This is a genomic window from Klebsiella sp. GB_Kp056 (assembly GCF_040064755.1).
GTDB classification, from domain to species: domain Bacteria; phylum Pseudomonadota; class Gammaproteobacteria; order Enterobacterales; family Enterobacteriaceae; genus Klebsiella; species Klebsiella quasipneumoniae.
Genome location: NZ_JBEAJA010000041.1, coordinates 149,682 through 162,078 on the forward strand (window position 1 = coordinate 149,682; position 12,397 = coordinate 162,078).

At 56.8% G+C, this 12,397-nt stretch carries 9 protein-coding genes, 1 tRNA gene, 3 other RNA genes and 2 pseudogenes; 14 read left to right on the top strand and 1 reads right to left on the bottom strand.

Annotated features, from left to right (window positions below):
- Positions 1–215: 215 nt before the first annotated feature.
- From ABLV52_RS09015 to ABLV52_RS09040, 6 genes are all read left to right on the top strand, one after another.
- Positions 216–1,421: an MFS transporter gene (locus tag ABLV52_RS09015; protein ID WP_023291312.1), complete on the top strand. Its 1,206-nt coding sequence runs from the start codon at positions 216–218 to the stop codon at positions 1,419–1,421.
- A gap of 242 nt (positions 1,422–1,663) precedes the next feature.
- A complete protein-coding gene (gene eptB, locus ABLV52_RS09020; RefSeq protein ID WP_348890293.1) occupies positions 1,664–3,358 on the top strand; it encodes a kdo(2)-lipid A phosphoethanolamine 7''-transferase in 1,695 nt (564 codons plus the stop codon).
- Positions 3,359–3,449: 91 nt separating this feature from the next.
- Positions 3,450–3,526: transfer RNA gene (locus ABLV52_RS09025), tRNA-Pro, on the top strand.
- Positions 3,527–3,559: 33 nt separating this feature from the next.
- A non-coding RNA gene (locus tag ABLV52_RS09030) (RtT sRNA) lies at positions 3,560–3,693 on the top strand.
- Between the two features lie 34 nt (positions 3,694–3,727).
- A non-coding RNA gene (locus ABLV52_RS09035) (RtT sRNA) lies at positions 3,728–3,860 on the top strand.
- A gap of 34 nt (positions 3,861–3,894) precedes the next feature.
- Positions 3,895–4,027: non-coding RNA, RtT sRNA (locus ABLV52_RS09040), on the top strand.
- 3 nt (positions 4,028–4,030) lie between these two features.
- Here ABLV52_RS09040 and ABLV52_RS09045 read toward each other — a convergent pair.
- On the bottom strand, positions 4,031–4,309 hold the full coding sequence (locus ABLV52_RS09045; protein ID WP_232711961.1) for a hypothetical protein: 279 nt from the start codon (positions 4,307–4,309) through the stop codon (positions 4,031–4,033).
- Between the two features lie 555 nt (positions 4,310–4,864).
- Between ABLV52_RS09045 and dppA the strand changes: the two genes are divergently transcribed.
- The 8 genes and pseudogenes from dppA to ABLV52_RS09085 all read left to right on the top strand — a co-directional run bounded on the left by dppA (position 4,865) and on the right by ABLV52_RS09085 (position 12,381).
- Positions 4,865–6,472: a dipeptide ABC transporter periplasmic-binding protein DppA gene (gene dppA, locus ABLV52_RS09050; protein WP_032454329.1), complete on the top strand. Its 1,608-nt coding sequence runs from the start codon at positions 4,865–4,867 to the stop codon at positions 6,470–6,472.
- Between the two features lie 134 nt (positions 6,473–6,606).
- Positions 6,607–7,626, top strand: coding sequence for a dipeptide ABC transporter permease DppB (gene dppB, locus ABLV52_RS09055; RefSeq protein ID WP_002921786.1), 1,020 nt, complete (start codon positions 6,607–6,609; stop codon positions 7,624–7,626).
- A 9-nt stretch (positions 7,627–7,635) separates the two neighbouring features.
- On the top strand, positions 7,636–8,538 hold the full coding sequence (gene dppC, locus ABLV52_RS09060) for a dipeptide ABC transporter permease DppC (protein ID WP_023291309.1): 903 nt from the start codon (positions 7,636–7,638) through the stop codon (positions 8,536–8,538).
- 10 nt (positions 8,539–8,548) lie between these two features.
- Positions 8,549–9,532 (top strand): dipeptide ABC transporter ATP-binding protein, encoded by a 984-nt coding sequence (gene dppD / locus ABLV52_RS09065; protein WP_348890294.1) that lies wholly within the window; start codon positions 8,549–8,551, stop codon positions 9,530–9,532.
- Positions 9,529–10,542 (top strand): dipeptide ABC transporter ATP-binding subunit DppF, encoded by a 1,014-nt coding sequence (gene dppF / locus ABLV52_RS09070; RefSeq protein WP_023291307.1) that lies wholly within the window; start codon positions 9,529–9,531, stop codon positions 10,540–10,542. The genes dppD and dppF overlap by 4 nt, the downstream gene beginning before the upstream one ends.
- A gap of 18 nt (positions 10,543–10,560) precedes the next feature.
- A pseudogene (locus ABLV52_RS09075) lies at positions 10,561–10,740 on the top strand (hypothetical protein).
- Between the two features lie 316 nt (positions 10,741–11,056).
- A complete protein-coding gene (locus tag ABLV52_RS09080; protein ID WP_048298551.1) occupies positions 11,057–11,587 on the top strand; it encodes a cellulose biosynthesis protein BcsO in 531 nt (176 codons plus the stop codon).
- Position 11,588: 1 nt separating this feature from the next.
- A pseudogene (locus tag ABLV52_RS09085) lies at positions 11,589–12,381 on the top strand (cellulose synthase operon protein YhjQ/BcsQ).
- The last annotated feature ends 16 nt before the right edge of the window (positions 12,382–12,397 follow it).

Below are 12,397 nucleotides of genomic sequence, written 5' to 3' on the forward strand. Positions count from 1 at the left end.
ATGCGGTTATTGTTAAATCTCAGTAATGGCGCATTTCTGTGAGATAGCGCACACTAACTTTTTTGCTGATATTCGCGGAATGAATGTCATGCAATGCCATTCATTCCGCCATTAATGCATTTCATTCCCTGCTGATGGCAGTTCATGCCTTTTTCCCCCACTGGATGAGGGGCCTTCGCTATTGTGGCGGCAGTTAATTTATCAGGACAACTGCTATGAACGCTGCAAACCGTCAATCGACCCGCTGGCTTACGCTTATCGGCACCATCATCACCCAATTCGCTCTCGGTTCGGTTTATACCTGGAGCCTGTTTAACAGTTCACTGTCTGACAAACTGGGCGAACCGGTCAGCCAGGTCGCCTTCTCCTTTGGCCTGCTGAGCCTCGGGCTGGCGCTCTCCTCGTCGGTCGCCGGCAAGCTGCAGGAGCGTTTCGGCGTGAAGCGCGTCACCATGGCCTCCGGGATCCTGCTCGGACTGGGCTTCTTCCTGACCGCGCACTCCAACAGCCTGATGATGCTGTGGCTGAGCGCGGGCGTGCTGGTGGGGCTGGCGGACGGCGCCGGTTATCTGCTGACCCTGTCGAACTGCGTGAAGTGGTTCCCGGAACGCAAAGGGTTGATTTCCGCCTTCTCCATCGGTTCCTATGGTCTCGGCAGCCTGGGGTTCAAATTCATTGATACTCATCTGCTGGCCACCGTCGGTCTGGAAAAAACCTTCGTCATCTGGGGCGCTATCGTGCTGGTGATGATCGTCTTTGGCGCGACCCTGATGAAAGATGCGCCAAATCATACGGCGACCACCGCGGCCAACGGCGTCGTGGAAAACGACTTTACTCTCGCCGAATCGATGCGTAAACCGCAGTACTGGATGCTGGCGGTGATGTTCCTGACGGCCTGCATGAGCGGTCTGTATGTGATTGGCGTGGCGAAAGATATCGCGCAGGGGATGGTCCATCTGGATGTCGCCACGGCGGCTAATGCGGTAACGGTTATCTCAATCGCTAACCTTAGCGGTCGCCTGGTGTTAGGTATCCTGTCCGATAAAATCTCCCGCATTCGAGTGATCACCCTCGGTCAGGTGGTGTCGCTGGTGGGGATGGCCGCGCTGCTGTTCGCTCCGCTGAATGCCATGACCTTTTTCGCCGCGATTGCCTGCGTCGCCTTTAACTTTGGCGGAACCATCACCGTCTTCCCGTCGCTGGTCAGTGAATTCTTCGGTCTGAACAACCTGGCGAAAAATTATGGCGTCATTTATCTGGGCTTTGGTATCGGCAGCATCTGCGGTTCCCTCATCGCTTCGCTGTTCGGGGGCTTCTACGTCACCTTCTGCGTGATCTTCGCTCTGCTGATTATTTCGCTGGCGCTTTCCACCACCATTCGTCAGCCGAAAGGCAGTGTCTATAGCGAGGCGCACGCCTGAAACCTGCAGCGTGAAACGTGCCCCTGATTAATACCCTAAGCAAATAGTGCCAATCCAGCCAAATGTTTTGTAAATGTTTGGCTGGATCACATTCCCTCCTGATACTTTTCCCGTTCCCTGTGGTCTACTTATCGCGCTTTGTAGAGGTTTCTGATAACCAACCCTAACGCACCCTATTAGCCTACTGACTCATGCCACAGCGTCAGGCGGTGTTTTATTCTTCTTTTTCCAGGTTTGCTTGCATGAAATATATTAGAACGATGACGCAGCAGAAGCTTAGTTTTTGGCTGGCGCTGTACATCGGCTGGTTTATGAACGTCGCCGTTTTTTTTCGGCGTTTCGATGGTTATGCTCAAGAGTTCACTATCTGGAAAGGGCTTTCCGGTGTCGTTGAACTGGTGGCCACGGTCTTTGTCACCTTCTTCCTGTTACGTCTTCTGTCGCTGTTCGGCCGCCGTATCTGGCGCATTCTGGCGACGCTGATTGTTCTGTTTTCCGCCGCCGCCAGTTATTACATGACGTTCCTCAACGTGGTGATTGGCTACGGGATTATCGCCTCGGTGATGACCACCGATATCGACCTGTCGAAAGAGGTCATCGGCTGGCATCTGATCCTCTGGCTGGCGGCGGTGAGCGCCCCGCCGCTGCTGTTTATCTGGAGCAACCGTTGCCGTCATACGCTGCTGCGCCAACTGCGTACCCCGGGCCAGCGGGTTAAAAACGTGCTGATCGTGGTGCTGGCCGGCCTCATCGTCTGGGGCCCCATCCGCCTGCTTGAGCTGCGCCAACACGATGTAGAGCGCCATTCTGAAGTGGATATGCCGAGCTACGGCGGGGTGATCGCCAACTCCTACCTGCCATCGAACTGGCTGTCGGCGCTGGGGCTGTACGCCTGGGCGCAGGTGGATGAATCCTCAGACAACAAATCGCTGATTAACCCGGCGAAGAAATTTACCTACGTCGCCCCGGAAGGGCTCGATGACACCTACGTGGTGTTTATCATTGGCGAAACCACCCGCTGGGATCATATGGGCATCCTCGGCTATAGCCGCAACACCACGCCAGAGCTGGCGAAAGAGAAGAATCTGGTCGCCTTCCGCGGCTACTCCTGCGATACCGCCACCAAGCTGTCGTTACGCTGCATGTTTGTGCGTCAGGGCGGGGCAGAGGATAATCCGCAGCGGACCCTCAAAGAGCAGAACGTCTTTGCGGTGCTGCATCAACTGGGCTTCAGCGGCAATCTGTACGCCATGCAGAGTGAGATGTGGTTCTACAGCAACACGATGGCTAACAATATCGCCTATCGCGAGCAGATTGGCGCCGAACCGCGTAACCGCGGCAAGAGCGTTGACGATATGCTGCTGGTGGATGAGATGAAGCGCGGTATGGCGCAGGGCAACGCCTCCGGTAAGCACCTGATCATCCTGCATACGAAAGGCTCGCACTTTAACTATACCCAACGCTATCCGCGCAGCTTCGCCCAGTGGAAGCCGGAGTGTGTCGGCGTCGACAACAAATGTTCTAAAGCGGAGCTGATTAACTCCTACGACAACAGCGTGACCTATGTCGATCACTTTATCGTCAGCGTCCTCGACCAGCTGCGGGATAAGAAAGCGATTGTCTTCTATGCCGCCGACCATGGCGAGTCGATTAACGAGCGCGAACATCTGCACGGTACGCCGCGCAAGATGGCGCCGCCGGAACAGTTCCGTGTGCCGATGATGGTCTGGATGTCGGATAAATATCTGGAGAATCACGATCATGCCGCCGCGTTCGCCCATCTGCAGCAGCAGGCCGCGATGAAGGTGCCGCGACGCCACGTCGAGCTGTACGACACCATTATGGGCTGCCTCGGCTATACCTCGCCGGATGGCGGGATCAATGAGAATAACAACTGGTGTCGCGTGCCGGCTTCGAAGAAAGCGGCGAAGGAATAGCAATAGTGGCGAGATTCTCGCCGCTTGATTGATTTTTTGCTAATAAGGCATTGACGGGGGTGCATCCCAGCAGTAAGATGCGCCCCGCATTCGGTGATTGGCGCAGCCTGGTAGCGCACTTCGTTCGGGACGAAGGGGTCGGAGGTTCGAATCCTCTATCACCGACCAAATTCGAAAAGCCTGCTCAACGAGCAGGCTTTTTTGCATCTGCGGCCAGGGAGGATGAGAACCTCCGGGGGCAGGAGGTTCGACTCGAGCGGAGCGAGAGAACGTTGCGTCAGCAACGGCCCGCAGGGCGAGCCACAAAGTGGCGAGTCATCCTCTATCACCGACCAAATTCAAAAAGCCTGCTCAACGAGCAGGCTTTTTTGCATCTGCGGCCAGTGAGGATGAGAACCTCCGGGGGCAGGAGGTTCGACTCGAGCGCAGCGAGAGAACGTTGCGTCAGCAACGGCCCGCAGGGCGAGCCACGTAGTGGCGAGTCATCCTCTATCACCGACCAAATTCGAAAAGCCTGCTCAACGAGCAGGCTTTTTTGCATCTGCGGCCAGTGAGGATGAGAACCTCCGGGGGCAGGAGGTTCGACTCGAGCGGAGCGAGAGAACGTTGCGTCAGCAACGGCCCGCAGGGCGAGCCACAAAGTGGAGAGTCATCCTCTATCACCGACCAAATTCAAAAAGCCTGCTCAACGAGCAGGCTTTTTTGCATCTGTAGCCAGTGAGGATGAGAACCTCCGGGGGCAGGAGGTTCGACTTGTGTTCCGTAGGCCCGCGCAAGCGCAGCGCCGCCGGGCATCATCAGCGCGCTACTGGCCAAAACCCCATCAAAATCACAAAAAACGTCTTTATCCCCATTTCCAGCCAGCTGTTCGCTATTTTGTGACATCTTCCATTGCATTTTTTTATCGATGAACAGATCTTTTTTCGCGAAGCTTATGGCTAAATGCAGCATTTTCCGCTGTGCGTTTTAACGTTCACGCTATTAATCGCTCACATATTGGTCACATAGTAAGAAATTTTTCTCATTTGCTGGCATTGTTTCCCACTGGGTGTCGCACCTTAATAAGGTCTTTATTCTGCATATTCGCCTGTAGCATAAATTTCTCTGCTGAAAATAGCGTCTTGAAGTTTTTTTAATCTTTGCCTGCCGTTTCTCACGCTGGATGTAAAACCCGGCTGGCTGTATTGACGTTTCCCCATTCTGTTGACAGATTGTAGGGCATGAGGGGCATTTCATGGAGAATCCGTACTGCAACTCAGTCGTTTTTGCGAAAGGAATCCCCATCTCTCTCTACGCCTTCGGGCACCACCGACCGGACCGGGTATATTCTAAATAGTTCGCGCTGCGGGAAGGCGGCAAGTTTGCGAATCCCCAGGAACATAGATAACGATGTGACTGGGATAATCGAGCGCAGCCAACGCATCCGTGGTTCGAATTATGACGAATAAAAATAAATAAAGGTCTGGCGGATATATGCAAACAACATCACAGTTTTGGAGCAGAATAATGAGTATTTCCTTGAAGAAATCAGGGATGCTGAAGCTTGGTCTGAGCCTGGTCGCCATGACCGTCGCCGCCAGCGTGCAAGCGAAAACCCTGGTTTATTGTTCAGAAGGCTCGCCGGAAGGCTTTAACCCACAGCTCTTCACCTCTGGCACCACCTATGACGCCAGTTCCGTACCCATCTACAACCGCCTGGTCGAATTCAAAACCGGTACGACGGAAGTTATTCCGGGGCTGGCTGAGAAATGGGAAGTTAGTGCGGACGGTAAAACCTATACTTTCCACCTGCGTCAGGGCGTGAAGTGGCAGGATAATAAAGACTTTAAACCAACCCGTGACCTGAACGCCGATGACGTGGTGTTCTCCTTCGATCGTCAGAAGAATACCAATAACCCGTACCATAAAGTTTCTGGCGGCAGCTATGAATACTTTGAAGGGATGGGGTTACCAGACCTGATTAGCGAAGTGAAGAAAGTGGACGATAAAACCGTCCAGTTCGTCCTGACCCGCCCGGAAGCGCCGTTCCTCGCTGACCTGGCCATGGACTTCGCTTCCATTCTTTCTAAAGAGTATGCCGACAACATGCTGAAAGCCGGCACGCCGGAAAAAGTAGACCTCAATCCTATCGGTACCGGTCCATTCCAGCTGCTGCAGTACCAGAAAGATTCCCGCATTCTGTATAAAGCCTTCCCGGGCTACTGGGGCACCAAGCCGAAGATCGATCGTCTGGTCTTCTCCATCACCCCGGATGCCTCCGTGCGCTACGCCAAGCTGCAGAAAAATGAGTGCCAGGTGATGCCGTATCCTAACCCGGCGGACATCGCGCGCATGAAGGAAGATAAAAACATTACCCTGCTGGAACAGCCGGGTCTGAACGTCGGTTATCTCTCCTTCAACACCGAGAAGAAACCGCTGGACGATGTGAAAGTTCGTCAGGCGCTGACCTACGCGGTTAACAAAGAAGCGATCATCAAAGCGGTTTACCAGGGCGCAGGCCAGGCGGCGAAGAACCTGATCCCGCCGACCATGTGGGGCTATAACGACGACGTCAAAGACTACACCTACGATCCGGAGAAGGCGAAGCAGCTGCTGAAAGAAGCGGGCCTGGAAAAAGGCTTCACTATCGACCTGTGGGCGATGCCGGTACAGCGTCCGTATAACCCGAACGCCCGCCGTATGGCGGAGATGATCCAGGCCGACTGGGCCAAGATTGGCGTCCAGGCCAAGATCGTCACCTACGAGTGGGGTGAGTATCTGAAACGCGCGAAAGCGGGCGAGCACCAGACCGTCATGATGGGCTGGACCGGCGACAACGGGGATCCGGACAACTTCTTCGCGACCCTGTTCAGCTGCGCCGCGGCGAAAGACGGCTCCAACTACTCGCGCTGGTGCTATAAGCCGTTTGAAGATCTGATTCAGCCGGCCCGCGCCACCGACGACCACAACAAGCGTATTGAACTGTACAAACAGGCTCAGGTAGTGATGCATGACCAGGCTCCGGCGCTGATCATCGCTCACTCCACCGTTTACGAGCCAGTGCGTAAAGAAGTCAAAGGCTATGTGGTGGATCCGCTGGGTAAACACCACTTCGATAACGTCTCTGTCGAATAATAAGCACGATGCCTGACCCCCTCTCCCCGCGTGGGAGAGGTGGGGGGCGTATTCCCGCTATTCCGGGGAATGCTTTTGTGAGCAATACAGACGCCCTGTCGCCAGGCGGGGCGTCACTAGAGAGAATCCGGGTTATGTTGCAGTTTATTCTCCGACGTCTGGGACTTGTCATCCCGACATTTATCGGTATCACCCTTCTCACCTTTGCCTTCGTCCATATGATCCCCGGCGATCCGGTGATGATTATGGCGGGCGAACGTGGTATTTCCCCCGAACGTCACGCGCAGCTGCTGGCCGAAATGGGCCTTGATAAGCCGCTGTGGCAGCAATATGCCCACTATATCTGGGGCGTGCTGCACGGCGATTTAGGCATCTCGCTGAAAAGCCGCATTCCCGTGTGGCAGGAGTTTGTCCCGCGCTTTAAAGCCACCCTTGAGCTGGGCGTCTGCGCGATGATCTTCGCCGTCGCCGTCGGCATTCCGGTGGGCGTGCTGGCTGCGGTAAAACGCGGCTCCATCTTTGACCACACCGCGGTGGGCCTGGCGCTGACCGGCTACTCGATGCCTATCTTCTGGTGGGGCATGATGTTGATTATGCTGGTTTCGGTACAGCTGAACCTGACGCCGGTCTCCGGGCGCATCAGCGATACGGTGTTCCTTGACGATACCCTGCCGCTGACCGGCTTTATGCTGATCGACACCGCCATCTGGGGCGAGCAGGGCGACTTTATTGACGCCTTAATGCATATGATCCTGCCCGCCATCGTGCTGGGCACCATTCCGCTGGCGGTGATTGTGCGTATGACCCGGTCGTCGATGCTGGAAGTGCTCGGCGAAGACTACATCCGTACCGCGCGCGCCAAAGGCCTGACCCGGATGCGGGTGATTGTGATCCACGCGCTGCGTAACGCGATGCTGCCGGTGGTCACGGTGATTGGCCTGCAGGTGGGCACGCTGCTGGCGGGCGCCATCCTGACGGAAACCATTTTCTCATGGCCTGGTTTAGGCCGCTGGCTGATCGACGCGCTGCAGCGTCGCGATTATCCGGTGGTGCAGGGCGGGGTGCTGCTGGTGGCGACGATGATTATCCTCGTCAACCTGCTGGTCGACCTGCTGTACGGCGTGGTGAACCCGCGTATCCGGCATAAGAAGTAAGGGGCCATCATGTCACAAGTTACTGAAAATAAAGTTATCGCTGCGCCGGTGCCCATGACCCCGCTGCAGGAGTTCTGGCACTATTTCAAGCGCAATAAAGGGGCGGTGGTTGGTCTGGTGTACGTGGCGGTGATGATCATTATCGCCGTGTTCGCCAACTTCCTCGCCCCGTATAACCCGGCGGATCAGTTCCGTGATTCGCTGCTGGCGCCCCCGTTCTGGCAGGAGGGCGGCAGCCTGGCGCATCTGCTCGGCACCGACGACGTGGGCCGCGATATTCTGTCTCGCCTGATGTATGGCGCGCGCCTGTCGCTGCTGGTGGGCTGCCTGGTGGTGGTCCTGTCGCTGATCCTCGGCGTGGTGCTCGGTTTGGTGGCGGGCTATTTCGGCGGGGTGGTGGACTCGGTCATCATGCGCGTCGTCGATATTATGCTGGCGCTGCCGAGTCTGCTGCTGGCGCTGGTGCTGGTGGCTATCTTCGGGCCCTCCATCGTTAACGCCTCGCTGGCGCTCACCTTCGTGGCGCTCCCGCACTACGTGCGTCTGACGCGCGCGGCGGTGCTGGTGGAGGTCAACCGCGACTACGTGACCGCCTCCCGCGTGGCGGGCGCCGGGGCGATGCGCCAGATGTTCGTCAATATTCTGCCTAACTGTCTCGCGCCGCTGATCGTTCAGGCGTCGCTGGGCTTCTCTAACGCCATTCTCGACATGGCCGCGCTGGGGTTCCTCGGCATGGGCGCGCAGCCGCCGACGCCGGAGTGGGGCACCATGCTCTCCGACGTATTGCAGTTCGCACAGAGCGCCTGGTGGGTGGTGACCTTCCCGGGCGTGGCGATCCTGCTGACGGTGCTGGCATTTAACCTGATGGGTGACGGTCTGCGTGACGCGCTCGATCCCAAACTGAAGCAGTAAGAGGTTCGAGATGGCGTTATTGAATGTAGATAAATTATCGGTGCATTTCGGCGATGAAAACGCGCCGTTCCGCGCCGTGGACCGCATCAGCTATAGCGTGAAGCAGGGCGAAGTGGTCGGCATCGTCGGGGAGTCTGGATCCGGTAAATCCGTCAGCTCGCTGGCGATTATGGGCCTGATTGATTACCCCGGCCGGGTGATGGCGGACAAACTGGAGTTTAACGGCCGCGATCTGCAGCGCATCTCTGAAAAAGAGCGGCGCCAGCTGGTGGGGGTGGAGGTGGCGATGATCTTCCAGGATCCGATGACCAGCCTCAATCCGTGCTATACCGTCGGCTACCAGATTATGGAAGCGATTAAAGTCCATCAGGGCGGTAATAAGCAAACCCGCCGCCAGCGGGCCATCGACCTGCTGAACCTGGTGGGCATTCCCGATCCGGCGTCGCGGCTGGACGTCTATCCGCATCAGCTTTCCGGCGGGATGAGCCAGCGCGTGATGATCGCGATGGCCATCGCCTGTCGGCCAAAACTGCTGATTGCCGATGAACCGACCACCGCGCTGGACGTGACCATTCAGGCGCAGATCATCGAGCTGCTGCTGGATCTGCAGCAGCAGGAGAATATGGCGCTGGTGCTGATCACCCACGACCTGGCGCTGGTGGCCGAGGCCGCGCATAAAATTATCGTTATGTATGCCGGTCAGGTGGTGGAGACTGGCGATGCGAAGGATATTTTCCGCGCGCCGCGCCATCCATACACCCAGGCGCTGCTGCGCGCGCTGCCGGAGTTCGCCCAGGATAAAGCGCGTCTGGCGTCGCTGCCGGGCGTGGTGCCGGGGAAATATGACCGTCCCAACGGCTGCCTGCTGAACCCGCGCTGCCCCTATGCTACGGATAAATGTCGTAGTGAAGAGCCGGCGCTCGCGGATCTCACTGGCGGCCGCCAGTCTAAATGTCACTACCCACTCGATGATGCCGGGAGGCCTGGATTATGAGTACGCAAAAGGCCGCCACGCCACAACCGCTGTTGCAGGCCATTGATCTGAAAAAACACTACCCGGTGAAGAAGGGGTTATTCGCCCCGGAACGGCTGGTGAAGGCGCTGGACGGCGTCTCCTTTACCCTTGAGCGCGGTAAAACGCTGGCGGTGGTGGGGGAGTCGGGCTGCGGTAAATCGACCCTCGGTCGTCTGCTGACGATGATTGAAATTCCCACCGGCGGCGAGCTCTATTATCAGGGGCAGGATCTGCTTAAGCACGACCCGCAGGCGCAGAAGCTGCGGCGGCAAAAAATCCAGATTGTGTTCCAGAACCCCTACGGTTCTCTGAACCCGCGTAAAAAAGTGGGGCAGATTCTGGAAGAGCCGCTGCTGATTAACAGCAGCCTGAGCAAAGAGCAGCGCCGCGAAAAAGCGCTGGCGATGATGGCGAAAGTGGGCCTGAAAACAGAGCATTACGATCGCTACCCGCATATGTTCTCCGGCGGCCAGCGCCAGCGTATCGCCATTGCCCGCGGGCTGATGCTCGATCCGGACGTGGTGATTGCCGATGAGCCGGTCTCCGCGCTGGACGTTTCGGTACGCGCTCAGGTGCTGAACCTGATGATGGATCTGCAGCAGGATTTAGGGCTGTCCTACGTGTTTATCTCCCACGACCTGTCGGTCGTCGAGCATATCGCTGATGAAGTGATGGTGATGTATCTCGGCCGCTGCGTGGAGAAGGGCACCAAGGAGCAGATCTTTAACAATCCGCGTCATCCATACACCCAGGCGCTGTTGTCGGCGACGCCGCGTCTGAACCCGGACGACCGTCGCGAGCGGATTAAGCTGACCGGCGAGCTGCCGAGCCCGCTGAATCCGCCGCCGGGCTGCGCCTTCAACGCGCGCTGCCGCCGGCGCTTCGGCCCCTGCACCCAGCTTCAGCCGCAGCTGAAGGATTACGGCGGCCAGCTGGTGGCCTGCTTTGCCGTCGACCAGGATGAGAATCCGCAAAAGCCCCACGCCTGATGGCACGCTCCCGGTCCGATGACCGGGAGTTTCTCTCCCGCCGGAGATGAAATCCGACGATATCGCCTTTTATCGCAGTGAATGCCACGCTCTCGGAGCATTCTTCGTCGATTATCCGAAAAAATAAGACTTTCAGTCCATTTTTATAGAATTAAAGAGAAATTAAAATGGTTCAGGTTTATTCTTTCACTTATCTGACGCTATGATTCTATCATCGCGAAATACCTTTATATAAAAACGAATGGGAAGCGCGGTGGTTGCGGGGCTTGAGGATGTACGCATACCTAAAAAATGGGGCTATTCTTCTCAAAGGGAAATGTTAGTGTAGCGATACTTCTGCCGTGGAATCACACCGAAAATCAAAATCTAAACTATTATAACCCTGTCAATCGTGTGTATTGGTACGTCTCCACCGGCGCTTTTTCTGCCATACCAGAGACGTCACGATATTTTAAATATACCCAGAAAATAACAACAAACGTAATATGAAATTTTTAAAATCATGAGGTTATCAATGAACCATTATGATGATCTGCAGCGCTTTCAGGAAAAAACGCGGACGCAAAACCTCAAATTTCAGGATCTTTCATCGCAAGCCGCCACGCGGGAGCATGGAGACTGGGCGATCCTCAATCAGCTGAATCCCGGCGCAGAGAAACCCTCTTCCCTGGCGCTGGGAGGCTCGGTCTCCGCGCCGTTGCCGCAGTCGGTGCCTGCGGATCTGTTCCGCCAGGTAGAGGCGGCCGTAGCAGCGGCGCCAGCCTCTGATCCTGTTGCGTCTGCCGCGCCAGCGGCCCCGCAGCCGGTCGTGGAGACCGCCGCAGCCGCGCCGGAGCCGGTCAGGCAGGAGCCTGCGGTGGCCCCTGCGCCTCCCATCCCGGCGCCTGAACCGGCAATGGCTCCGCCGCCGAGAATGGCCCCCCGACCCGCGCCCGCCGCCGAGAACTATGCCCACCTGTTCGCGGCGAAAAGCGCAGAGCCGGTGACGAAAAATAAAGACCAGCCTTTGAAATCACTTCTGGAAAGGATCGCAACATGCCGTTGATTTGCGTCTGTTCACCGAAAGGTGGCGTAGGGAAAACGACCCTGGCGGCCAATTTAGCCTATGCGCTGGCGCGGACCGGCAGCAAAGTTCTGGCGCTGGATTTTGACGTCCAGAACGCCCTGCGTTTGCATTTTGGCGTACCGCTGAACGATGAGCGCGGCTACGTGGCGAAGGCGCTGGAAATGCACGACTGGAGCCAGTGCGTGCTGAGCGCCGGCAGCAATATTTTCGTCCTGCCGTATGGCGAAGTGAGCGAAGCGCAGCGTCAGGCGTTTGATGAGCAACTGACTCACAACGACCATTTTCTCCAGCGCGGTCTCTCCGCGCTGCTGAATTATCCCGGGCTGATCACCATCGCCGATATGCCGCCAGGGCCTTCGCCGGCGCTAAAGGCGCTGACGGGTCTGGCGGACCTGCATCTGATCCCGCTGCTGGCGGATACCGCCTCGATGTCGACCCTGGCGCACGTGGAAAAACAGCGCCTGACCGGCGCGGCGCTGAATCACAAGCATGGGCACTATTTCGTCATTAACCAAAGCGATAGCCGTCGCCAGGTCAGCCGGGACGTCACCAGCCTGATGGAAGAAAAACTGGGCGAACGACTGCTTGGCATTGTCCATCGTGATGAAAGCGTGGTGGAGGCCAATGCGTCGCAGAAGTCGATTCTGGACTTTAACGCCTCCTCGGCAGCGGCCTTCGATATTGAAATTATTGCTAAAAAAATATCTTCGCTGTTGGGTATCCATATTGGCGATGGCACGGTGCACAGCCAGCCACGCATGTCAGGGCTTTAACTTATTGCAGGGCTGC